A 21,387-nucleotide genomic window follows, 5' to 3' on the forward strand; every position below is an offset into this window, starting at 1 on the left:
ATAAAGGTAAGTTGCATCCTATCCACCTGGTGTGGCCGAGTCGAGCATAGCAAGACCCCGCACTCGATCCTGCATGGGGGGAACTTCGTTACGGTCAATTCGTATATCAACCAAGGTCGGCCCGCTTTTGCTGAAGAGGTGATCAAAATCGAGTTTATCCAGCTCGTGTGGTGATTGAATGACAATACCATCCACGCCCATGGCATGAGCAAGTGCGGCGTAGTCAATCGTGTTTAGTTCCCACCCGATAGATTCTTGATTGCCCAGACGTTGACCGTGCATGACCATGCCCATGGCAGCATCGTTCAATACAAGAAATACGACTGGGAGTTGATGCTGGGCGGCGACAGTTATTTCTTGTGCGCTCATGAGGTAAGAGCCATCTCCCACAATGCAAAGGGTTGGTGCCTCGCGATTACCCAAGGCAGAACCTATAGCTGCGCCTATGGACCAAGCCATTGAACCGTAGCCCATAGCGATACGGTACAGCCCCTCGTTATTAGCTCGTTCAAGATAATGTGTTGCCCAGGACCAACTGTTACCGGCGTCGATGAATATGCGAGTCTTCTCAGGCAACTTTTGTGATAAATGAGCCATTAGGCGCTGGGGTTTGACAGGGCTGTCATTCGAAAAACATTTTTCGGGCTCGCGCAGGGTTGCATAGCCGCCATTGAAATTAGGTATGGCAATGGGGTCCAAGGTATCCCAGCTCTTGCCCTGCGCGCGGGCATTGCGAACGTAGACAAGTAACTGCTCAAAGGTTGCGTCTATGTTACCGAAGACATGGAGGTTGGCCATGGGGGAGCGAGTAAAGTGCTCAATGGAGGAATCTATGTGCACTAACTTGGTATTTAACAAATCACCTTTCCAACCACTGGTACCGAGTTCGCCTAAATCGGTTCCTATAGCCACAATCAAGTTCACATTAGGATCTTGTAGCAAAGCGGTGGCGCTCTCGTGACCGGCAAATCCATACACGCCGCGGTAGAGTGGATGGGTCTCGTCCACCCAGCCTTTTCCTGTGGGGCTGGTAACAAAGTTTGCGCAGGTAAGTTCAATAAATTCCATGATCTGTTTGCTAGCTTTGCCTACGCCGCTACCTATATAGAGCACTAGATTATCCACACGAGCCAATTTTTCGCACAGGCGGGCGATGGATTGTGCGTCTGACATGGAAAAATCGTGAACTAACAAATCGCTGTGGATGCGGGCTTTCATTTTGGCTGGAGCGCGCAAAATGTCGGACGGAATGCTTATATGGGCCGGTCCGTGAGGTTTGCGGTGCGCAGCCATGATGGCTGATACCAATTTGCTTTCCAGCTGTTCCTGATGCGAAACCAGCGTGTTGAAATGGGTAACGTAGCGAAAAATGCCCACAGTATCTGTCGCTGTACAGCTGGACTCTTGCAGCGCGCACTTACCAAATTTGGGTAAGGGCGTTTGCGCGGTGATGACCAGCATGGGGGTCTCGTCGGCGAGGGCGGAGGCAACGCCGGTCAGCAGATTGGTCGCGCCGGGGCCAGTGGTGCTGCATACCGCCCCCATCTTGCCGGTTTCACGGTAATAACCATCGGCCATAAAAGCCGCGCCACATTCGTGGCGTGCCACCACCAAGCGAGGGCCGCCTTCACGTTCGCTGCGTGCGAGTGCATTTAACAGGGGTTCGATTGCGCCACCCGGAACACCGAAGACCTTGTCGATTCCCAATTTGGCAAGATAACTTACGATTAAATCCGCGCTCGTATCTTGAAAGGACTTTTCGCCGCTACTCTTTGCGAGATATGACGAAGGTTCAGTAGAAACAACGTTTAGCATGAAGGGCGCCTTGGCTGTTAAGTGATCCTTCACTTGGAGATTGGAATTTTGTCACAGAAGGTAACATGACTCTGGTGAGTGTGCCAGAGCTAGTCGCATGTAGGGTTTTTAAAGCTTAGTGGCTCAGTGGGGATCCGCGCCTTTTTCGCAGGGCCTGCAAGCCAGCCGTCTTTGCTCACGTGCTTGCTGGTGGGATTTAGGTAACCGAAAGCGGTTGTACTCCCATTGGTATTGCGCCGGAGCAAGGTGAACACAATTTTCCACGCTCGCGTTTAAACCGTGAAGAGAAGCGATCTGATCCTGGCTATAAATGCGTTCATCGGCGGGCAAAACTACCATACTAAAACCACCCGCTACGCGCTTGGCAAAAACAGCCACGCAGCGCGCTTCGGTTCGGGATATCAGCGAATGCACAAGGCTCATGGTCAATGTTTCATGGCCGAAGAAGGGAGCCATTTCTGCGCCGGCATCTTTTTTGGGAAGCTGGTCTGGGAGGATTCCTACGATATTGCCCTGCTGCAACGCCTTAAGCAGCATGGCAACACCCTTGCGGTTGGTGGGTGCCATGGTGATGTTATTCTTGCTGCGCCCATCTAAGACTATTTTATCCATAGCTGGGATGGCGAGTGGTTGATACATAGCCGTAAGCGGTGCGATGCTTGCAAGATAAGGTGCAACCACTTCCCAATTACCGAGGTGCGGAGCCAGCACGATCAGGCCTTTGCCTTTTGCCAATTCTGCCCGAAGTAAATCTTCGCCTTCTACCGAAAGGATTTTGCCACTAAGCCAGGACCAAGGGCGGCGCCATATCAAACCCACTTCAGCAGCTGTTTTCGCTGTTTCGATAAGACTCTCCCGCGCTAGCTTATTAACGTCACTTGGTGAAAGTTGCGGAAAGCACGCGCGAATATTTTTGAGTGTAATTCGACGACCGCGTGAACGGGTAAACCACATGCAGTGGCCAATAAACACGCCTAACGCGCGTGCGACTTTCAAGGGTAAGCAGGAAAGGCATTTAAAAAGCTGAGGAACAATAATGTTTCTCATAAAATCACCTTGTTAAAACGGGAAGCTATGCCTCGATTGGCATGCGGTTTAATTATTATGAGCGCTCGCTGGGGCGCCAAATTTGCCGGCATTGTATAGGCGACGTGCGTTTAATGTCTGCATATTTTCGGCGGCGGTCTTGTATTTTGTGAATCCGAATCTTGCGACCTGTTTTTGGTTTCAGAAGTTCCCACCTGAGAGGGCGAGATGAAAGAAGTGTTACCGCACGCCAAACTGACTGCTTGAGTGCAGTCAGTTTGGAATAATAGAAGGGGATGGATTCAAAAAGAGCAGCCTAGCTTGCCGCGTTAGGATTGTTGCTATCTGCTATTTTCATCATCACCAGCGCCAAGCTTGTCATTGTCAGAAATCCGAGTGTCATAGGTATCAGGGTGTTGTTATACATTTGGCCAATGAAAGTGCCAATTACCATGGAAATAATAGACGATACGGAGCCAATAACAGCAGATGCAATACCCGCAACATGTCCCATGGGTTCCATCGCCATAGCATTAACGTTACCGAAAATGAGGCCGAACGCAAAAAACAGCAGCGCGATGTAGGTCATAAACATCCACAGTTGTATATCGCAAAGCGCGTTTATCCCCAAAAACAACGCGGAACTGAGCACAACACCCTGTACCGCGCGCTGACTAATAAAATGCATACCCCACTTCTCGACAAAGCGAGAATTAATTAACGACGACACACCAAACACCAGCGCAAGCACACCAAAGTAAACGGTAAACATTTTGCCCGTGTTAAACAGCCCCTGAAAAATTTGTTGTGACGAGTTGAGGTAGCCGATAAAACTGCCAAAAAACAAACCCATGCAAAGCGTGTAGCCCATGGTGACGCGATTGCCGATCACCTCCTTAAAGCCTTCGTAAAACCCTTTCGCACTCAGCGGAATTCGGTTTTCAATGGGAAGCGTTTCTTCCAGTCGTAGAAAAATCCAAAGTCCTATGGTCAGTGCGTAAGCGATATAAAGTACAAATACGTAACGCCAGGATGCTAACCATAAAATTGATTGGCCAAGGCTCGGTGCAATTGCAGGAACCAAAATAAAAATCATCATCACCAGCGACATAACCTTCGCCATCTCGCGACCCACATACTTGTCGCGCACAATTGAAATGGCCGAGACGTAAGGGCCGGATACGCCGAGCCCCTGAATGAAGCGGCCAACCAGCAAGGTGTTAATGTCTTGCGCAAAAAAACACAAAGTGCTGCCAATCAAAAAAAGCAAAATACCGCTGTATAACACCTTTTTGCGTCCCGTTGCGTCGGACATAGGGCCGCAGACTAATTGACCGAACGCCATTCCCAAAAAAAGCGCGCTGATAATAAGTTGTGCCTGATTGGGATAGGCGAGAGGGATATCGCGTGGGATGACCCCTAAGGCTGGCAGTAAAGCGTCAATGGATATAGCGACGATTGACATGAGTAGGGCTACGAGCAGCGTGAATTCTCCGCTGGAAATGCGAGATACCTGAGAAGAGCTTGACGTCATTGAATTAAATCCGCTGGGAAATTAAAGGTGGGAAAGTGGCGCTGCAAAAACTCACCATAACCAAAATTACACGAATTAGTCGAGCCAAACAGGCCCCAATCGACGGGAACGGGAAAATAAATTCGCGGGTACGAAGTTGGCGGTTAGGTAAAGAATTCGAGAGGTGGGAATAATTGGCTATACTGCTCACTTATTAACCCATTAGTCAGCATAGGTTGCAATTGGGATAAATGGTCATCGGAGAGTTCACAGGCTATTCGGCATACGGAACTGGCGCAAACTATGCGCAGCGTTCACAGGTGCAGGCTCGTCCTGCCGTTACCTTGGAGGCTGAGCGAGACCCCCAAATTCCTCACCAATATCGAGTTGCGGCTACTGCGCAAGTGATTCCGCCTGTGGAACCAGCAACTGAAGCGAAATCCGGTGGAAAAAAAGCCCCTCAAAATAACGACCCGGTGAGCCGCGCATTTCTTGCAGTTGCAAACTATCAACCCAGTCGCTCGCGTATTGATATAAAGGTCTGAGAAAACTTAGAGGCGTTCGAGTTGCCCGCCTCGTAGTTTTACGCGATCACCTACGCGCAAATCCTCGATGTGTTCGTAATCGAAATATTCTCTACTTCCGTCTTCAAATGCGACGGTTATGCGATAGATTTCATCGCCAGAAGCGCGCTGCTTTTCAATGCGGTTACCGGCAATAGCCCCACCTACTACCCCCGCACCTGTCGCCAAATCGCGTCCGTTTCCACTACCGATCTGATGTCCCAATACACCGCCGATAACGGCTCCCAAAGCGGCACCTCCGCCCGACGTGCGCGATTTGCGGGACACAACTTCAATATCCGTAACTCGCCCGTACTGCTCGGCAGCAACGCGCGATGACACGTGGGAGCGAGGTAGTGAATCCTGACGAGAAGAATAGCTGGAGCAAGCCGTTAGGCTTGTAGCCAAAACCAAACACATAGCAGTCGTTAAGATTTTCATAGCACTTCTCCGATTTATTTGCGTGTGAACCCTCTGCCTATGAATCTCACAAGCCCCAACCCCCAGCGCAGTGCGCGAAAGGTTTGCAGCCCCAAGGCGGCGTTAGCTGCTTTATGGAGTATTTCACGAGTGCTGTGATTGGAAATAAAACGCATGGCAGCGCTTCGTGGAAACTGATCGTGGCGGTCTGAACCAACCAGTTGTAATGCGAGAGCTTGGCGGTTTTCACGCAGTTTCTCGCAAATTTCTTGCCGCCTGAACTCCAAGGAGCTCGTGGCATCACTTGAGAGATGAACGCGGGCGGAGGTGTTTTTTTCGTGCGCAGTGTTCATGTTGAATTCCCCTATTTATTTCAAAGGGCGCTTTTAAGCAAAGCAATGTCGGAAGCAATTTCAGCCCGCGTTGCAGCGAAACTATGTTTGCTTAATGCGGTGAATTTTTTGACGCAAAATACCGCCCACACCAATCCTAAAAAATGAAGCAAGGTCACACCGATGAATGCGTGGATGCGGTAAGGCGTGTCCCAACACGAGGCGATTATCAGAGCGCTCGCGAAGGTGACGAAGCTTAAAAAAAAGATAAAGCCCAGCACGCCAGCTAACGCCAATTTAACGAGGCGTTGTTTTTCTTCTTGCCACTCAACTTGGGCTAACTCAAGGTGTAAAGCTGCTTGCGAAAACAAAGCTGCTTTAGCTGAGCGAAATATCTTGATCCATTCCCAAAGCCCTGGAGATCCGGGATCCTTCCCGTGGCTTCCGCTGTTTGCAATTGCCATAATCAACTTCCACATAGCGCTAATCGCGGCGTGAAACCAACAGGCCAATTAGTAAACCAATCGCCGCTCCAGCTCCCACTGCAGTCCAAGGTTGTTCGTGTACATAGTTATTGGTCGCTACTGCGCCTTTACGTGCCTTATCAACCAAACTGGTGCTGAGTTGATTCAGAGACGTTTTCGCCAAACTAATGCGTTCATTTAGCGAGTTTTTTAACTTGGCTAAGTCGTCTCCGGTTAAGGAAGTTGCTTGCGACAGGAGATCTTCTATATCCGTTAAGAAGCGCTGAAACTCCAATGAAATACTGCTTGGTTTTTCCAATGATTCGAAAGGTTCCGTCTGTTCATAAGTTTGTGCGTTTTGGCTATCGGCGTTCATAGTTTTAGCTCCTGTTTTAAAGTTGGTCACACGTATCAAAATGGTCTTACGTCATCTTTAAATTGTTGCTTCTCGAGTTTAAAGAAATATGGAAATTTGCTTGGTTGCGCATGTTCGTACAATCTTGGTCGCAATCAATCGCATCATCTGTACGTCACCCCACACAAAAAATTTTGCCAGCTTTAGTAATTCGGTAATTAGAATTCAGCTGCCACGAATTCTAATTGTCTCGCTTAAAAAAGGTGCGTTAACGCACCGAAAAGTCAGTAGCGCTTAACCAAGATAGACTCGCCTCCTAAGTTTTCTGAATCTGTGTTTACGTCAGGAGTTTTTCATTTGGGCGAATTACGCGAGGACTACCATGATGTGGAATATCAAGTTTAACAATGCGAATACATTAAAGACCTTCTGTGCAGCTGGGACATTAATTTTTATTTCCGGTTGTGCTTCAACACCACCGCCAGATAGTCAGATCACAGCCGCTGAAACAGCAATAAAGCTCGCCGAGCAAGCGCAGGTGACTGACTATGCGTCGCCAGAATTGGTTGAGGCGCGCAAATATCTTGCTGATGCTAGAACTGAAATATCTGAAAAAAATATGACGCGCGCAGCACGCTTTGCACAGCGAGCCCAACTAAATGCTGAGCTTGCAACGGCGAAAACAGCCGCTGTAAAAGCGAAGGAAGTGAATGATGAGTTACAAAAAGGCACGAGCGTTATCAAACAAGAGTTACAACGTAATGAAGGAGCTCAATAATGAACAGACTCAATAACGCCGTTAAGTTTTATCTTGTAATCACACTGAGTGTGCTGGCTTTTTCAGGTTGCGCAACTTCATCAAAAATTCCACCGGAAGTCGCTGCCGTGCGCAGCAAATTAAGCAGTTTACAAGCGGATCCGCAGTTGGCTGGTCGTGCACCCGTTGCGTTCAAAGACGCGGAAGCTGCGGTTCAAGCCGCAGAGAAAGTACCTAAAGATGAAGCGCATCTTGAGCAGTTAGTATGGGTTGCGGACCACAAAATTGATATTGCTGCTGCACAAGCGCAAACGCGCTATCTGGAAGATCAACGTAAAGAACTGGCAGATGCCCGCGAAAGAGCTCGACTGGATTCGCGCACGCGTGAGGCAGATGCCGCAAAAGCAGACGCAGAGCAAGCGCGTCGCCAAGCGGAAGAACTTCAACGTCAAATTGCGGAACTCAATGCTAAATCGACCGAACGTGGCCTGGTCGTAACCTTGGGTGATGTTTTGTTTGAAACTGCAAAATCGGATTTGAAAGCAGGTGCGATCGCAAATATTTCCAAGCTTGCTGTGTTTTTAAATCAGTATCCAGATCGCACAGTAACTATCGAAGGTCATACAGATAACGTTGGCAATGAAGATTACAACCTCGGCTTATCGCAACGCCGCGCAAACGCAGTGCAACAATATTTAATTTCGCAGGGAATTGCTTCCAATCGTTTAACGGCAACGGGCAAAGGCGAAAACTTTCCGGTAGCCGGTAATGAAACACCCTCCGGTCGTCAAATGAATCGGCGAGTGGAAGTCATTATTTCCAATAACAAAGCGGTTACACAATAGCAGAGGTAAATTCTAATGACCTTCGGAACAATTTTATTAGTTGTGCTAATTCTTGCGCTCATTGGCGCTATTCCAAGCTGGCCACACAGCCGGGGTTGGGGTTATGGCCCCAGCGGTGGCATAGGGCTGGTCATTGTGATTTTGATCATTCTGTTATTAACCGGCAATGTGTAAATTTTTCGGCGACGCTGCGGTACTGCCTTCGGTCGCCGAGAGATTTTCCATATTTATTCGCGCTTGGAAATGACTAGCGGAATAGTTTAATGGGGGTTGGTTTATGAATACTCGTGTCAATAACTATGAGCATTCTCAGCAAACGCAGGCGGTGAATGAGGTGGATTTGTCTAGCATTTATCCATCACCTGAGGATGTGCCTATGAGCAAAATTTTCCTTAAGGCTTTGCTAATAAACGTACCGCTTTTTTTGGTGACTTTGTGCCTTATATTGTTATTGTCCAGTGCTTCATAGGCTCTGTTAGTTAAGAGTGAAGCTTTTTGAACCAAGACTACATCGAGGATTTCAGCTCCAAGGAGAAGATCATGAAACTAAACGGTAAATTCAATATCTCTTTCGCTACACTTAAACCCTATTTACTAATGCTGATTTTTATCTTGTGTATTTTGAATGCAGGCATAGTGCGCGCAGACGAAGGCGGCGGATCTTGCGATTTTTTTGCACAAATCCATTGCAACTAAGCACTTAATTGCGTGTCCTACAAGCGGTGTTGGAGTTGCCAACAGAAGAATAATTTATTTCAACGCAGGGCTAAGACCATGGTTGATTACTTGGTCACTCATGACAACAGTAGTAATAATCGTTCAGTAACAGGCTACTGTGAGGCGCAGTTTGTTCCGAATGCCAAGGCAGCTAAGCAATCTTCGGCTGCTCGTGTAATTATGGGGTTACGTATGGAATACGGGCTTGATCAATCAGATATTGCTGAAAAATATTATTCAGAATTAAACCGCGTTGGAAAATTTCTTAATAGCAACCCTGAAGTGACCGCGACTATTCAGGCTCCTGCTGACAATGCCACACCAAATGATGCACAGAAAATTTCTTTGGAGCGAGCTCAGAGCCTCGTCGATTATTTGGTTGATAGAACCGGGGTAAGCCGATCGCGCTTAAGAGCACAGGAAATCGGGTTATTTCACGGCTATCCGTGCAACACTATTGACGATGCGCGTGTGCGTAACCGCAGGGTTAACATCATTATCAATTACCCAAACCTTAGCTAATTAAGTTTCTGCTTGATTCTTAAATATTCAAGCGTGAATTTTGCTGAGCAAAGCTGGATAATGGCGAGGCTTTTATGACAGCACGTAAATTATCAGGAATGGCACTTGCTGCGTTTTGTTTATTCTTTGTTAGCGTATATGTTTACGCCTTATTTCATCTTGCGTGAATCATGGACTGTTTGTCAGTAGCGCAGGGTTTAATAAACGTTCTAGTTCTTCGCGGCTAATATTCGTTTCTGCTTGCGCCACATCTATGATCGGTTTTCCTTCCTGATACGCTTTTTTCGCAATAGCGGCCGCTTTTTCGTAGCCGATGATGGAGTTAAGCGCAGTGATTAATATCGGGTTCTTGGCCAGCGCATGTTCGATATTGTTGTGGTTCACGGTGAAGCCGCTAATAACCTCGGCTAGCCGATTACAGCCGTTGCTTAAAAGCTGAATAGATTGCAGCAGGTTATGAGCAACCAGCGGCAACATTACATTCAATTGAAAGTTTCCCGACTGACCCGCGAGCGTGATGCTTGCGTCATTTCCTATAACTTGTGCGCAGGCCATGCACAAAGCTTCTGGTATAACTGGATTTACCTTTCCCGGCATAATTGATGAGCCCGGTTGTAAAGCCGGCAGGTTAATTTCTGCAATCCCGGCCAAAGGGCCTGAGTTCATCCAGCGCAAGTCATTTGCAATTTTCATTAAACTGACGGCGAGTGTTTTGAGTTGCCCTGAGGCTGCTACTGCAGTGTCTTGCGCGCTCATCAATGCAAAAAAATTATCCGACGGAATAAACGTTAATCCTGTGTTATCGCTTAGGTGTTGCGCAAAGAGAATAGCAAATTGTGGATGCGCATTTACGCCGGTGCCTACCGCAGTGCCGCCTTGCACTAAATGCAAAAGTTGAGGAAATAAAGTTTTCAGCCGTACGTAGTTGCTTTCAATTTGACTTGCCCAACCGCTAATTTCTTGTCCGAAGGTAAGCGGCATTGCATCCATCAAATGTGTGCGGCCGGTTTTAACAACATGATTCAGCTGTTCTGCTTTTCCGAGCAAATGTGTATGCAGGTTTTCCAGCGCTGGAAATAATAGATGTTCAAAGGCTATTGCCGCACTGATGTGAATGGCGCTTGGGATAGTATCGTTACTGCTTTGGCTCATGTTCACATGGTCGTTAGGGTGCACCTGAGTTCCAGCCGCCGCGCTTGCCAAGTGTGCAATAACTTCATTCACATTCATGTTGGTGCTCGTACCAGATCCCGTTTGAAAAACATCAACAGGAAATTGGTCTGCATGCTGCCCAGCAATAATGACATCACTCGCATTCAAGATGCCCTTGGCAATTTCTGCATCCAGTAAACCCAATTGCAGATTCGTTTGTGCAGCTGCCTTTTTAATGTGAGCAATCGCACGAATAAATTCATTCGGCAATTGCAAACTGCTCAGCTGAAAGTTGTTCACGGCTCGTTGCGTTTGCGCACCATAAAGTGCTTCCACTGGAACCTGAAGTTCACCCATGGTGTCGCGCTCGGTACGAAATTGAGACATGGTGTTTTCCTGATGCGTGGCTTAGTGATGAAACGAAAGGTAATGATGGTGTGACGGATTTTACGGCGAGAAGTTCTATGGAAGTCAACGAGACTGAAGGAGCTTGAAAACAAAAAGCCCCGATGCATTTGCATCGAGGCTTTTTGAGGAGGCCTTAAAGGCCAATTTGAATTTGGTGCCCAGGGTCGGACTCGAACCGACACAGCTTGCGCCACCAACACCTGAAGCTGGCGTGTCTACCAATTTCACCACCTGGGCAGCTCGGCTAGCGCCTGAATCTCTGGCGTTTGCTGAGGCCGCGAACTATAAATAGCGACTCAAGGCTTGTCAACGCGCAAACTGGATATATTTGTGGGTTTGTCATAATGACTACCCTATAATTGGATGCAGATGGCATCCAGCCAATGATAGGCAGCCAGATGGTTGCTTTTTTCACTACAGGACAATTCCTTTGACCAAACGTAAAGCCCCGCATCAAGACGCTTTTGCCGCTCGCGAAGCTGAGAAATACGAAAATCCCATTCCCAGCCGCGAGTACATTTTGGATCTGCTCGATAGCGCTTCAGAGCCTATCACCCACCCGCAAATGTGCGAGATTCTCAACCTTACGGATGAAGACCAGATTGAAGCGCTGCGCCGTCGCCTTATCGCCATGGCACGCGATGGTCAGCTGATTAGCAACCGCAAAGATGCTTATCTCCGTCTCGATAAAATTGATGTGATTCGCGGGCGTGTTCAAGGCCATAAAGATGGTTATGGTTTCGTGATTCCAGCAAATGGCGGCGAAGATATTTATTTGCACAATCGCCAAATGCGACGCGTATTTGATGGCGATGAAGTCTTGGTGCGTTTGTCCGGAGAGCAATATCGCGGTAAAGAAGAGGGTGCGATAGTTGAGGTCTTAGCGCGTAATACCACGCAATTGGCGGGGCGCTTTTTTAATGAAGATGGCGTGCAGTTTGTGCGGCCGGAAAATGCGCGCATCACGCAAGATATTATGATTCCATTCGGTGCCTACGGTGGCGCCATTCACGGCCAAATCGTGGTGGCGGAAATCACCCAGCAACCCGATAAAAATCGTTTGCCTATGGGGCGCGTCATTCAAGTGCTCGGCGATCACATGGCGCCGGGTATGGAAATCGAATTAGCGATTCAAGCGCATGGTATTCCCCACGTATGGCCGCAGGATGTAGCGGCAGAAGCTTCCGTTCTTCCGGCCGAAGTTGATGAAGGCGATAAATTGCATCGCATTGATGTTCGCCACTTACCTTTTGTCACTATCGACGGCGAAGATGCGCGCGACTTTGACGACGCAGTTCTGTGTGAGCGTCGCCGCGGCGGCTGGCGTTTGTATGTTGCTATTGCCGATGTATCGCATTACGTGAAAGTAAATAGCGCGCTTGATATGGAAGCGCGCAGTCGCGGCAACTCCGTTTATTTTCCAGACTACGTTGTGCCCATGCTGCCAGAAGCACTTTCAAACGGATTGTGTTCGTTGAACCCGCAGGTAGATCGTCTTTGCATGGTATGCGAAATGACAATCACCGATGCAGGAAAAATTACGGGTTATGAATTTTACGAAGGCGTAATGTATTCCCACGCGCGTTTAACCTATACCAAAGTTGGAAAAATTCTCACTGAAACTGATGATGAATCAAAAGTTCTGCGTGAAGAGTACAAACATGTAGTGCCGCAGTTGGAGTTGTTGCATAAGTTGTATCAATGTTTGCGTATTGCACGCGATGAACGCGGCGCAATTGATTTTGATACGGTAGAAACGCGCATTCAATTTAATGAAGATCGCAAAATTGAACGCATTGTTCCGGTAAAGCGCAATGATGCGCATAAACTTATTGAAGAATGTATGTTGTGCGCCAACGTGTGTGCAGCAAGATTTTTGGAAAAGCATAACCTTGTAGGACTCTATCGCGTACATGAAGGTCCAACCGAGCAAAAGCTTACTAACCTGCGTGAATTTTTGGCAGAACTTGGCTTAGGTTTGGGTGGCGGAGCAGATCCAACGTCAGGCGATTACCAACAACTAATGCAATACATTGAAGGTCGCAGCGATTCAAACATGATTCAAACCGTCATGCTGCGCAGCTTGCGTCAGGCAATGTACCAAGTGGAAAATCGTGGGCATTTTGGTTTGGGTTACGATGCTTATACACACTTCACATCGCCTATTCGCCGCTATCCTGATCTGTTGGTGCATCGTGCTATTCGCTCAGTAATTCGTAGCGAGACACCCACCACTCATGTTCGACGCGCCGCTGGCGCAATGCCAATTCCAACTCGCCAAATTTATCCCTACAACGCTAACGACATGGTGGTATTTGGTGAGCAATGTTCAATGACCGAGCGCCGCGCCGATGAAGCAACGCGTGATGTGGTGAGCTGGTTGAAGTGCGAATACCTGCGCGACCAAGTGGGCGCTGTATTTGAAGGTCATGTAAGTGCGGTGACCGGATTTGGTTTGTTTGTTGAATTAAAAGATCTGTATGTAGATGGCTTGGTGCACATCACAGCCTTGCCCCATGATTACTATCGCTTTGAGGCTGCGCAACACAGATTGGTGGGGGATCGTACCCGTCGCGTGTTTGGTTTAGGTGATGAGCTTGTAGTACGTGTTGTTCGTGTCGATTTGGAAAATCGCAAAATTGATTTCGAATTGGAATCGGATAACGCTATTCGTCGCCCTAAAAAGTCCATCGTTCCTATTGTGGTTAAAAAGGCCGAGAAGAAAAAAGCGCGCGCTGAAGATGCTAAGTCTGCGGCTGGCAAATCAAACAGCGCAAAATCGGCAACAAAAAAAGCTGCGACAGAGAAAGCAGCTACAAAAAAGTCGACTGGCCTATCCAAGGCGGAAAAGCCCACAAAGGCGCCCAAAAAATCCGCAGGTAAAAACCCAACAGCTAAAACTCCCTCCGGTAAATCTTTAGTCAGTAAAATTGCATCTGCAAAAACGGGCGCTGCTAAAAAAGCCACGAGCAAATCTCCTGCACAGACCAAAGCGGAGAAAATAGCGGCAGCCAAGAAAGCGGCTGAGGCTTTGGCTCCAGAAAAATCGCGGTCAACCGCAAAAGCGGTTAGTAAATCATTGGATAAAAGCGGTGGAGTAAAATCTGCACCGGCTAAAGCGAAAAAATCCAGCGAGGCAGAAAATGGTGAGCAAACAAAAAAAGCTTCACGCAAGAAGGCGGTACCACCAGTTCAAGAATCTTCCCCAAGCGCGGCTTCGTCACTCGTTGCTAAGGCGAAAGCTGCTGTTAAAAAAGCGCTGGGCAAATCTAACGACAAGGCTTAACCGTTGGCTGAAAGACGACGAACATATTAAAACTCAGCAAGAGTTATTTTAAAGAGTAAATTTTTTGAAAAACGAACATATTTTTGGCCTGCATTCGGTGCAGGCACTTTTAAAAAGCGCACCGCAGCGCGTGTTAGAAATTTTTATGGTGCAGGGCAGAAATGACCAGCGCCTAACCAAAATTTTGAACCTTGCTCAAAGTAATGACATCAGCTGCAAAGTCGTCGAGCGTAAAAAGCTGGATGAACTGGTTGGCGATGAAAACCACCAAGGCGTTGTTGCGGTGTGTACTCCCGGCGAAGTCCACGATGAAAAATTTCTGTTCGAGCTTATCGATAAGCTCAGCGAACCCGCCTTTATTTTAATTTTGGATGGCGTGACCGATCCTCATAATCTCGGTGCCTGTATGCGCACGGCAGAGGCCGCCGGTGTCCACGTGGTGGTTGTGCCCAAAGATAAATCTGTTGGTCTTACCCCGGTTGCTCGTAAAGTTGCGTGCGGCGCGGCGGAAGTATTGCCACTGGTACCAGTAACTAACCTTGCCCGCACGTTAAAAAAACTGCAGGAAAAAGGCGTGTGGTTATTTGGTGCTGCGGGCGAAGCTGAGCAATCCGTCTACCAAGCAAATCTAACCGGAAATGTAGGGATTCTTATGGGAGCAGAAGGCGATGGGTTGCGTCGATTAACCCAAGAAACTTGCGATCATCTCGTTAATATCCCAATGGCAGGTACTGTAAGTAGTTTGAATGTTTCTGTGGCAACAGGTGTCGTGCTTTTTGAAGCGGTTCGTCAGCGTTCAAAATAGTTGGGCTTGCTGTCAACAACAGAGTAAAAAAAGCCGGAGACAATATCTCCGGCTTTTTTTTACTATCTCAGTAAATTGATATTTACTTTTTGGCTCTTAGAAAAAGCAATTTTTGCTTCATTGTAAGTGGGTGGCGCCAACTCTTTACTGCTACCGCTCGATCCAAACGATTCACTAGGCGCACCTGTATTGCTGAAGTCTAATCTGCCGTTGTCGTTCTCATCGTGGTAAGCCTTTAGAGCATATTCTCCTGAAGGTAAATCACCCAAGCTGACATTCATAGTAGTTGCATCGACATTCACTTTTTTGCGAGTCACTGGATTTTCATTGCGTTGAAAATTAGCCTCATTGTTGTAAAGGGATACGTACAAGCTGCCTTTGACTTCTTTAATATTGGTTATTACGGCAACGAGCTCTTCTGCGAAGATGCTTGGGCTAGCTAGGCTAGTTAAAAGGGTTGTTAGTGCAACTAAGTGTTTAGTGTTTTTCATGGTGATTCCTTAAGAATATATTGTGTAGTGGATTTTTTGGGAATGAGTGTTAAATGTTTTGATGTTTTATAAAAGTGGATTTTGTACGCAAAGCTAGGCTAATGAGTCCTGCAATCAAACCGATGATGGCGGTAATATAGGCAAATACGAAGAACGCAAATTTTAACGCTGCAAAGCTTGAGTACACATAAGCGAGCCCGCCAAAGAAATGAGTTGGATTCATAAGCATCACGTAGGAAATTACGTTTTCCAATTGATCGCTAATTGGCGCTAAAGCCGAAATCAAAGCGCATACCACCATGATCTTTCTGCCTTTTGAATACTTACTAAAAAGGCGTGATAACATCACTAAGCCTAAACCGTGAAGCAGTAGAGTAGAAATAATAAATAGCGTATCTATGTGTTGAGTTCTCAAATAAATATCGAGCGTCCCTTCGTTGATTAAAAAGCTATACCAGCCTTTCAGTTTTTCTGGATTGAAAGATAATTGAGCAACAAAATAAGGTACGGGGAATTTGGATTCTATATAACTCGCCATTAAGATCTTTGATGCCCAATAATTAAACATAAAAGAAATGGCAGTGAAGGCAACAAGCATTCTGGTTGTTGGTCTTTCGAGAAGGTAACGATAAAGCGTTTTCATGTTTGGATCCTCGCTGTGTTGTCTCGGTTAACGTGATTTGAAAAAGTGTTTTTGTTGAGTTCATTGTGGTTGGAGAGGGCTTCTCCAACAATATCGAAAGTGGCATAGGAGCTATGCAAAATTGGATAACTCGAATCGGTTAAATTTTGACTGGGGCTTGATTCAGGCTTTTCTTGCAGTTGTAGAGCATGGAGCTGTTGCGCGCGCAGCGGAGGCTATAGGTGCAACTCAGCCAACTTTAAGTCGGCAAATCGCGGCCCTTGAAGCGGAGATAGGCGCTGCACTATTTACTCGTGGTGCCCGTGGTAGCGTGCTCACTGCAGCGGGGGAGGCGCTGGTTTATCCCGCCAGACAAATGCAGCAGGCAGCACATGCATTGCAATTGGCAGCATCGGGACAAAGCCAATCTCTTAAGGGGACTGTACGAATTACAGCGAGTGAAAACACAAGTGTGTATCTCTTGCCACCAATATTGGCGAGTTTGCGAATTAAGTACCCTGACATTCAGCTAGAAATTGTGGCCAACAATGCGGTAGATAATTTGTTAGAAAGAGAGGCCGATATCGCTATACGTATGTCCAAGCCTCAGCAGGACACTTTGGTAGCCCGTCATTTGGGCGGATTAAAAATGGGTGGCTATGCGAGCAAAGAGTATCTGGCGAGAAAAGAAGTGCCTTTTTCTCCAGCGACAATGGGCGAGTTTGATTGGATTGGCTACGATAAAAACCCAGCGATTGTGAACAGTACGCGAGCGCTGGGAATTGAACTTACGCGCGAATCCTTTGCGATTCGTTGCGATAATCAGTTGGTGTGTTGGCAGGCCATGTTAGATGGCATGGGTATTGGATTTGGCTTCGCGTTATTAGCCGAGCGATATTCTCAGCTAGTGAGAGTATTACCCGAAAATTGGATTCCAGACACGCAAGTGTGGTTAACAGCTCCATTGGAATTACGTTCAAATCCGCGTATTCGCGCTGTCTACGATCATTTGGCAGAACATCTCATTCAGTTGATTCAAGGTCAAAACAAAGTCTGAAAATAAACATTATCGGTTGATTTAAAAGTATTTGTAGACAGACAGGGTGGCAAGGACGCATTGCTCCTCTTTTTTGCTTTAGCGAGAGCCCAGTTTGAAAGAAATGGCTTGTAAGCTCCGTGTATAAGAACGGAATACAAGATATTAATCCCTGCATAAATTTTATCTTCAGCTACTTGTGTTTACAGACGACTGGTCATATTATTATCCCATGAGCAAACGCGAACTTAAAAAAGACTATCTACTGGAAGCCGGTATTAAGGTTATGGCCACTCGTGGTTATAACGGCACCAGTATTCAGGACATAGTCGATGCTGCCTCGGTGCCCAAAGGTTCCTTTTACACCTATTTCAAAAGCAAAGAGGATTTTGCCCTTGCTGCAATTGAAATGGTGGCAGATGAGCGCATGTCAGCGACCAAAAAATTAGTGGGTGACCGCAAGGTTCCGCCACTTGAGCGTTTGAAAAACTTCTTTGAAAACAGTATTCCGGGGTGCGAATCCAACCTTAATGGCGGCTGCTTTATTGGCAATATGTGCCAGGAGATGTCGGATTCCAACGAAGCTATTCGAATCAAGGTGCGGCAAATGATGCGCAACAAGACTCAAATAGTGGAAGACCTGCTCGAAGAAGCGCGGCTTGACGGAAGCCTTAAAAACTCAATTTCTGCCAGCTTGCTTGCAGAATTCTTGTTTAACGCGTGGGAAGGCACCTTGATGCGCATGAAAGCCACCAAGTGTCGCGAGCCTCTCGACGCGTTTTTAGCAGCCTTGCCCAGTATTTTGGGTAACAACTAAGTCATTCAGCGTACTTAGTTATTTTTTTAAGACCTATATCCTTCGTCCTAATGGATGTTCCCTAAACATCGTGGCCAAAAGCCGCGTTCGTTTTGGTTCAAAAAGAAGACGACTGGTCATTTAATGGTGGTTTTATGAATGGTTTGATTGACTCCAAGGAATACACCCTTGCATCAGCCGGATTCTCCGCAGCGCATACCCAGTCGCGACCAGAATTCAGCACAACATCGCCCGATGCGTCTGCAAAAGCGTCACCTCTAAGCAAGACGCGTTTGGGTTTCTTATCAGATAGTCTGTTTTACCTGCGCGCCGTGTTGGTTCAGGTATTCGCGGCTGTACTGCTGATCTCCACCGCCCATTACGCCAAGGCGGATACCAGCGATTATTTGGCGACTAAGCCGCACAATCAATGGTTGCAACTAGCCGCTTTGGTTGAGGATGAAAAGCGCCCTTTGTTAACAGCAGAAGTGAAAAAATCCAAAACCAGTTGGGCCTTGTCTTTTGATAACGACCTGTTGGCTCCTGGCCATCGCGATCGCGATTACACCTACGGTACCAATCTCACTTATTCAGGTGAAAGTGCGGTGGATGCGCCCATTTCGCTGAAAGCACCGCTCGCCGCAATTGATTCACTGCTGGGCGTGCAAAAGCTTTCCGGCGCTGGCGCAATTGACAACTACAGTGTCGAAATTGGTTTGTACGGTTTCACACCAAAAGAGTTAGATCGCACCACTATTAACGAAACAGATCGCCCCTATGCGAGCCTCGTTTATTTCTCCAGTTCTCATGAACAGATTGATACGGACAAAAACCTAGCGTGGAATACGACGCTTACTTTGGGTGTTTTGGGTTTAGGAATCGTGGGTGATTTGCAAAACGCGGCGCACCGTGAAACTCAAAGTAGTGACGCGCGCGGTTGGAATCATCAAATCAGCGACGGGGGCGAATTAACCGGGCGCTATGTGATTGCACGGCAGTCATACATCGCAACAGGTTCTGATTCGGTTGAATTAAAAAGTACGGTGCAGGCATCCGTCGGTTATTTAACGGAAACCAGCTGGGGCTTGAGTTTGCGCACGGGAAAAATTATTAGCCCTTGGGCAAGCTTCAATCCCGATTTAATCAGCTACGGCGAAAAATCCACCTACAGCAACAATACAGCGAGTACGAACGAACATTATTTTTGGGCAGGCTTTAGCCTAAAGGCGCGTTTTTATAACGCTTTTCTGCAAGGGCAATTCAGAGATTCCGATTTCTCGTATCACTATTCTGATTTGCGCCCCCTTATCGTAGAAGGCTGGGCAGGTTACACCTACGCATTTCGCCAAGGTTATCGCGTGAGTTATGTTTTGCGCGCGCAATCCTCGGAAATTAGAGAGGGCGATGGCGACAGGAATGTCGTCTGGGGTGGATTAATATTTGCGAAGACAATTTAAACCAAAACAAGCCGCTGAGAATTTCAAGCGGCTTTTTTGTTTATGCTTTAAGTTTTAAAGCCACAAATGCGATAAATGGAAAAACAAATGCAAGGAAGGTGAATACCGCGTCGAACCGATTAAATTCTTTGCCTATAGCTCGCTGACGCCAAACATGTAAGCCTCCCAAAATAAATACGGCAGGTGCTAGGTACATCCAATAAGCCACCAGGTTCCAGCCGCGCCCCCAACCTTCACCTGTGGGTTTTATAAAAATGAGAGATATGTAGGCGCAGAGGATGAGAAGCCTGAATATCAATAAAGCAATATCAATAAATGGCTTTGTTTTCAGAGACATGTTTTACTAATCTCTTTGGTATGAGGGGGCTAATGGCAACTGACTTTTGTTTTAAATCTAATAAACAAAATTAATTCATCGATTGCTACCCGTTCCCACTCAACACGCCCTGTAAGTCCATCAGATTCAGTAGAGCAATTTGATCCAAAGGTTTCTTTGAGTTTGGTATTTTCTTTTGCAATGAGTGATAAAACTTCATACCGATATTGCTCAGGATTAACAATGCTCAATCCAATATCACCTTTTTCTTCAAGTAATGTTCTTCCTACCAAATTAGCATTTTTCAAGAATTTCTTTAGTTCGTCTATTTTTTCTTTTGCTATTTCCTTTGCTGTTATTGCTATTTTAATCGATATATTTATCCGGCTAGTGTCGCTAGATTTTTTGTCTTCCATGATTTTTAACGCATCATCATTAATGTTGATTGGAGTTAAAAATCCTTCGCCATAGGAAAGTTCAATTCCTTTGATTTTTTTTGAGGCTATTATCAAGTTTTTAATCGTATTGGTTATTTCGCTTTTTCTAAGCTCTGGCGATCTGCTGTCATTGATCAATTGAACGCTTTGAACAAGAAAGTCAGCTTTTTTCTTAAAAGTAACTGAGGGTATTTCGGTGTACTCTCCGGCGCGTTCGCCGGTAACGACGATCTCTTCAACGGCCTGAGAAAAGCAGTTGATTGAGATACTTGCGGCCAATCCCAAAAATGCGATTTTAACTACTTTCATTGTGGCTCCTATTTGTGATTACGAATATTCGTTTTTTTTCAGGTACAAAGTACGCTTTTTGACTCGATATTTCGTTATCTGTCTTAAGCTTTCACGCAGAGCCAATATACAGCTGTTTAGAGGGGGATATCCTTGAGCCGCTTCGAAATTCTTGCTGGATTAGTTTTGAAAACCAGAATTCTCTCTAAGCATAAACAAATACCCATCAACCATAGTCTCCGCGTACTTATCCAAATCAAAACTGCCGGGTAGGAATAGCCAGTTGCTAATTAAGCCGGTGATGAGCGCATGGTTGGCAGTGGCGGCTTGGTGTACGTTAAGGTTGGCGGGGAGCTGACCTTTGTCTATAGCGTTTTTCAGGCATTGCTCAATGCCTTGAATGTATTCGAGGGTTGCGGTCTGGCGGCGAATTTCCAGCTGCTTGGCTTCGCTGTTTAGCTCGCATTTAAAGAACAGAATACTGAGGACGCGTTTGCGGCGTGGGTTGCGGGTGGTTTCTTTGAGTACTTGAACCCAGAAGTCACGTAGCTTGCCTAGAGGGTTAGGTTCCTTTTCGTCTGCACAAGCGTCGGTCAGGTTTTCCAAGGGGAGGCGAATACGGTCTGCCATGGCTTCGAATAAATCGCTCTTGTTTTTAAAGTGCCAATAAATGGCGCCGCGCGAGAGTCCAGCCGCTTCGGCGATGTCCATGAGGCTGGTTAGGCTAAAGCCTTTGTCAAAAAATACCCTTTCCGCCGCATCTAAGAGCTGGTTGCGGGTTTCGAGAGCATCTTCTTTGGTTTTTCGTGCCACAAAGTTTCCTTCGATCAATAACAAATCTAAACATTCATTGGTGCATGTATTTTACAGGTGTAGACTATAATTTCGTCAATACTACTGACAATCTGTCGCCCATTTAAACTGAGTTAATATGTGCAAAGATTGTTAAGTTTGTGAATATATT

Annotated in this window: 24 protein-coding genes and 1 tRNA gene; 11 read left to right on the forward strand and 14 right to left on the reverse strand. The window is 46.7% G+C overall.

Features of this window, described 5'->3' with window-relative positions:
- Positions 1–18: 18 nt before the first annotated feature.
- The 3 genes from U1F02_RS04755 to U1F02_RS04765 all read right to left on the reverse strand — a co-directional run bounded on the left by U1F02_RS04755 (position 19) and on the right by U1F02_RS04765 (position 4,375).
- The gene (locus tag U1F02_RS04755; RefSeq protein WP_409989218.1) at positions 19–1,815 is read right to left on the reverse strand and encodes a thiamine pyrophosphate-binding protein; all 1,797 of its coding nucleotides are present in this window, start codon (positions 1,813–1,815) and stop codon (positions 19–21) included.
- A 123-nt stretch (positions 1,816–1,938) separates the two neighbouring features.
- Positions 1,939–2,862 (reverse strand): lysophospholipid acyltransferase family protein, encoded by a 924-nt coding sequence (locus U1F02_RS04760; RefSeq protein ID WP_409989219.1) that lies wholly within the window; start codon positions 2,860–2,862, stop codon positions 1,939–1,941.
- A gap of 295 nt (positions 2,863–3,157) precedes the next feature.
- Complete coding sequence (locus U1F02_RS04765; protein ID WP_409989220.1) at positions 3,158–4,375, reverse strand: multidrug effflux MFS transporter; 1,218 nt, start codon at positions 4,373–4,375, stop codon at positions 3,158–3,160.
- 230 nt (positions 4,376–4,605) lie between these two features.
- Here U1F02_RS04765 and U1F02_RS04770 point away from each other — a divergent pair, with 230 nt between their 5' ends.
- Positions 4,606–4,899, forward strand: coding sequence for a hypothetical protein (locus U1F02_RS04770; RefSeq protein WP_409989221.1), 294 nt, complete (start codon positions 4,606–4,608; stop codon positions 4,897–4,899).
- A gap of 6 nt (positions 4,900–4,905) precedes the next feature.
- Here the strand turns inward: U1F02_RS04770 and U1F02_RS04775 are convergent, their stop codons facing one another.
- From U1F02_RS04775 to U1F02_RS04790, 4 genes are read right to left on the reverse strand one after another with little or no spacing between them, the layout of a single operon-like run.
- Entirely contained in the window at positions 4,906–5,358 is a 453-nt protein-coding gene (locus U1F02_RS04775; protein WP_409989222.1) for a glycine zipper 2TM domain-containing protein, read from the reverse strand.
- Between the two features lie 14 nt (positions 5,359–5,372).
- The gene (locus tag U1F02_RS04780; RefSeq protein WP_409989223.1) at positions 5,373–5,690 is read right to left on the reverse strand and encodes a hypothetical protein; all 318 of its coding nucleotides are present in this window, start codon (positions 5,688–5,690) and stop codon (positions 5,373–5,375) included.
- Between the two features lie 20 nt (positions 5,691–5,710).
- Positions 5,711–6,133, reverse strand: coding sequence for a phage holin family protein (locus U1F02_RS04785; protein WP_409989224.1), 423 nt, complete (start codon positions 6,131–6,133; stop codon positions 5,711–5,713).
- Between the two features lie 19 nt (positions 6,134–6,152).
- Positions 6,153–6,509 carry a YqjD family protein gene (locus U1F02_RS04790; protein WP_409989225.1) on the reverse strand — a complete coding sequence of 119 codons (357 nt, stop codon included), beginning with the start codon at positions 6,507–6,509 and terminating at the stop codon, positions 6,153–6,155.
- Between the two features lie 361 nt (positions 6,510–6,870).
- On the opposite strand from U1F02_RS04790, the gene U1F02_RS04795 reads away from it, so the two are divergent.
- The 5 genes from U1F02_RS04795 to U1F02_RS04815 all read left to right on the forward strand — a co-directional run bounded on the left by U1F02_RS04795 (position 6,871) and on the right by U1F02_RS04815 (position 9,329).
- Positions 6,871–7,266 (forward strand): DUF4398 domain-containing protein, encoded by a 396-nt coding sequence (locus U1F02_RS04795; RefSeq protein WP_409989226.1) that lies wholly within the window; start codon positions 6,871–6,873, stop codon positions 7,264–7,266.
- The gene (locus U1F02_RS04800; protein ID WP_409989227.1) at positions 7,266–8,090 is read left to right on the forward strand and encodes an OmpA family protein; all 825 of its coding nucleotides are present in this window, start codon (positions 7,266–7,268) and stop codon (positions 8,088–8,090) included. Before U1F02_RS04795 ends, U1F02_RS04800 begins: the two co-directional genes overlap by 1 nt.
- 15 nt (positions 8,091–8,105) lie before the next feature.
- Positions 8,106–8,264: a DUF3309 family protein gene (locus U1F02_RS04805; RefSeq protein ID WP_409989228.1), complete on the forward strand. Its 159-nt coding sequence runs from the start codon at positions 8,106–8,108 to the stop codon at positions 8,262–8,264.
- A gap of 366 nt (positions 8,265–8,630) precedes the next feature.
- Positions 8,631–8,786: a hypothetical protein gene (locus tag U1F02_RS04810; protein WP_409989229.1), complete on the forward strand. Its 156-nt coding sequence runs from the start codon at positions 8,631–8,633 to the stop codon at positions 8,784–8,786.
- A gap of 78 nt (positions 8,787–8,864) precedes the next feature.
- Positions 8,865–9,329 (forward strand): OmpA family protein, encoded by a 465-nt coding sequence (locus U1F02_RS04815; protein ID WP_409989230.1) that lies wholly within the window; start codon positions 8,865–8,867, stop codon positions 9,327–9,329.
- Between the two features lie 168 nt (positions 9,330–9,497).
- Here the strand turns inward: U1F02_RS04815 and U1F02_RS04820 are convergent, their stop codons facing one another.
- Both U1F02_RS04820 and U1F02_RS04825 read right to left on the reverse strand, forming a co-directional pair.
- The gene (locus U1F02_RS04820) at positions 9,498–10,868 is read right to left on the reverse strand and encodes a class II fumarate hydratase (protein ID WP_409989231.1); all 1,371 of its coding nucleotides are present in this window, start codon (positions 10,866–10,868) and stop codon (positions 9,498–9,500) included.
- A gap of 173 nt (positions 10,869–11,041) precedes the next feature.
- Positions 11,042–11,126 (reverse strand) — tRNA-Leu (locus U1F02_RS04825).
- Positions 11,127–11,319: 193 nt separating this feature from the next.
- On the opposite strand from U1F02_RS04825, the gene rnr reads away from it, so the two are divergent.
- Both rnr and rlmB read left to right on the forward strand, forming a co-directional pair.
- Entirely contained in the window at positions 11,320–14,175 is a 2,856-nt protein-coding gene (gene rnr, locus U1F02_RS04830; RefSeq protein ID WP_409989232.1) for a ribonuclease R, read from the forward strand.
- A gap of 64 nt (positions 14,176–14,239) precedes the next feature.
- On the forward strand, positions 14,240–14,980 hold the full coding sequence (rlmB, locus tag U1F02_RS04835) for a 23S rRNA (guanosine(2251)-2'-O)-methyltransferase RlmB (RefSeq protein WP_409989233.1): 741 nt from the start codon (positions 14,240–14,242) through the stop codon (positions 14,978–14,980).
- Between the two features lie 62 nt (positions 14,981–15,042).
- Here the strand turns inward: rlmB and U1F02_RS04840 are convergent, their stop codons facing one another.
- Together U1F02_RS04840 and U1F02_RS04845 are read right to left on the reverse strand one after the other, a co-directional pair.
- Positions 15,043–15,471, reverse strand: a complete 429-nt coding sequence (locus tag U1F02_RS04840) for a DUF2141 domain-containing protein (protein WP_409989234.1) — start codon at positions 15,469–15,471, stop codon at positions 15,043–15,045.
- A gap of 49 nt (positions 15,472–15,520) precedes the next feature.
- The gene (locus U1F02_RS04845) at positions 15,521–16,114 is read right to left on the reverse strand and encodes a hypothetical protein (RefSeq protein ID WP_409989235.1); all 594 of its coding nucleotides are present in this window, start codon (positions 16,112–16,114) and stop codon (positions 15,521–15,523) included.
- A 121-nt stretch (positions 16,115–16,235) separates the two neighbouring features.
- Here U1F02_RS04845 and U1F02_RS04850 point away from each other — a divergent pair, with 121 nt between their 5' ends.
- The 3 genes from U1F02_RS04850 to U1F02_RS04860 all read left to right on the forward strand — a co-directional run bounded on the left by U1F02_RS04850 (position 16,236) and on the right by U1F02_RS04860 (position 19,382).
- Complete coding sequence (locus U1F02_RS04850) at positions 16,236–17,150, forward strand: LysR family transcriptional regulator (protein ID WP_409989236.1); 915 nt, start codon at positions 16,236–16,238, stop codon at positions 17,148–17,150.
- Positions 17,151–17,361: 211 nt separating this feature from the next.
- Positions 17,362–17,946 carry a TetR family transcriptional regulator C-terminal domain-containing protein gene (locus tag U1F02_RS04855; RefSeq protein ID WP_409989237.1) on the forward strand — a complete coding sequence of 195 codons (585 nt, stop codon included), beginning with the start codon at positions 17,362–17,364 and terminating at the stop codon, positions 17,944–17,946.
- Between the two features lie 92 nt (positions 17,947–18,038).
- Entirely contained in the window at positions 18,039–19,382 is a 1,344-nt protein-coding gene (locus tag U1F02_RS04860) for a lipid A deacylase LpxR family protein (RefSeq protein ID WP_409989238.1), read from the forward strand.
- 40 nt (positions 19,383–19,422) lie between these two features.
- Here U1F02_RS04860 and U1F02_RS04865 read toward each other — a convergent pair whose 3' ends face one another.
- From U1F02_RS04865 to U1F02_RS04875, 3 genes are all read right to left on the reverse strand, one after another.
- Entirely contained in the window at positions 19,423–19,719 is a 297-nt protein-coding gene (locus tag U1F02_RS04865) for a hypothetical protein (protein ID WP_409989239.1), read from the reverse strand.
- A 29-nt stretch (positions 19,720–19,748) separates the two neighbouring features.
- Positions 19,749–20,444, reverse strand: a complete 696-nt coding sequence (locus tag U1F02_RS04870) for a hypothetical protein (protein WP_409989240.1) — start codon at positions 20,442–20,444, stop codon at positions 19,749–19,751.
- 159 nt (positions 20,445–20,603) lie between these two features.
- Entirely contained in the window at positions 20,604–21,236 is a 633-nt protein-coding gene (locus tag U1F02_RS04875; protein ID WP_409989241.1) for a TetR family transcriptional regulator, read from the reverse strand.
- Between the last annotated feature and the right edge of the window lie 151 nt (positions 21,237–21,387).

The sequence above is a fragment of the Cellvibrio sp. genome, assembly GCF_046347455.1.
Lineage (GTDB): Bacteria > Pseudomonadota > Gammaproteobacteria > Pseudomonadales > Cellvibrionaceae > Cellvibrio.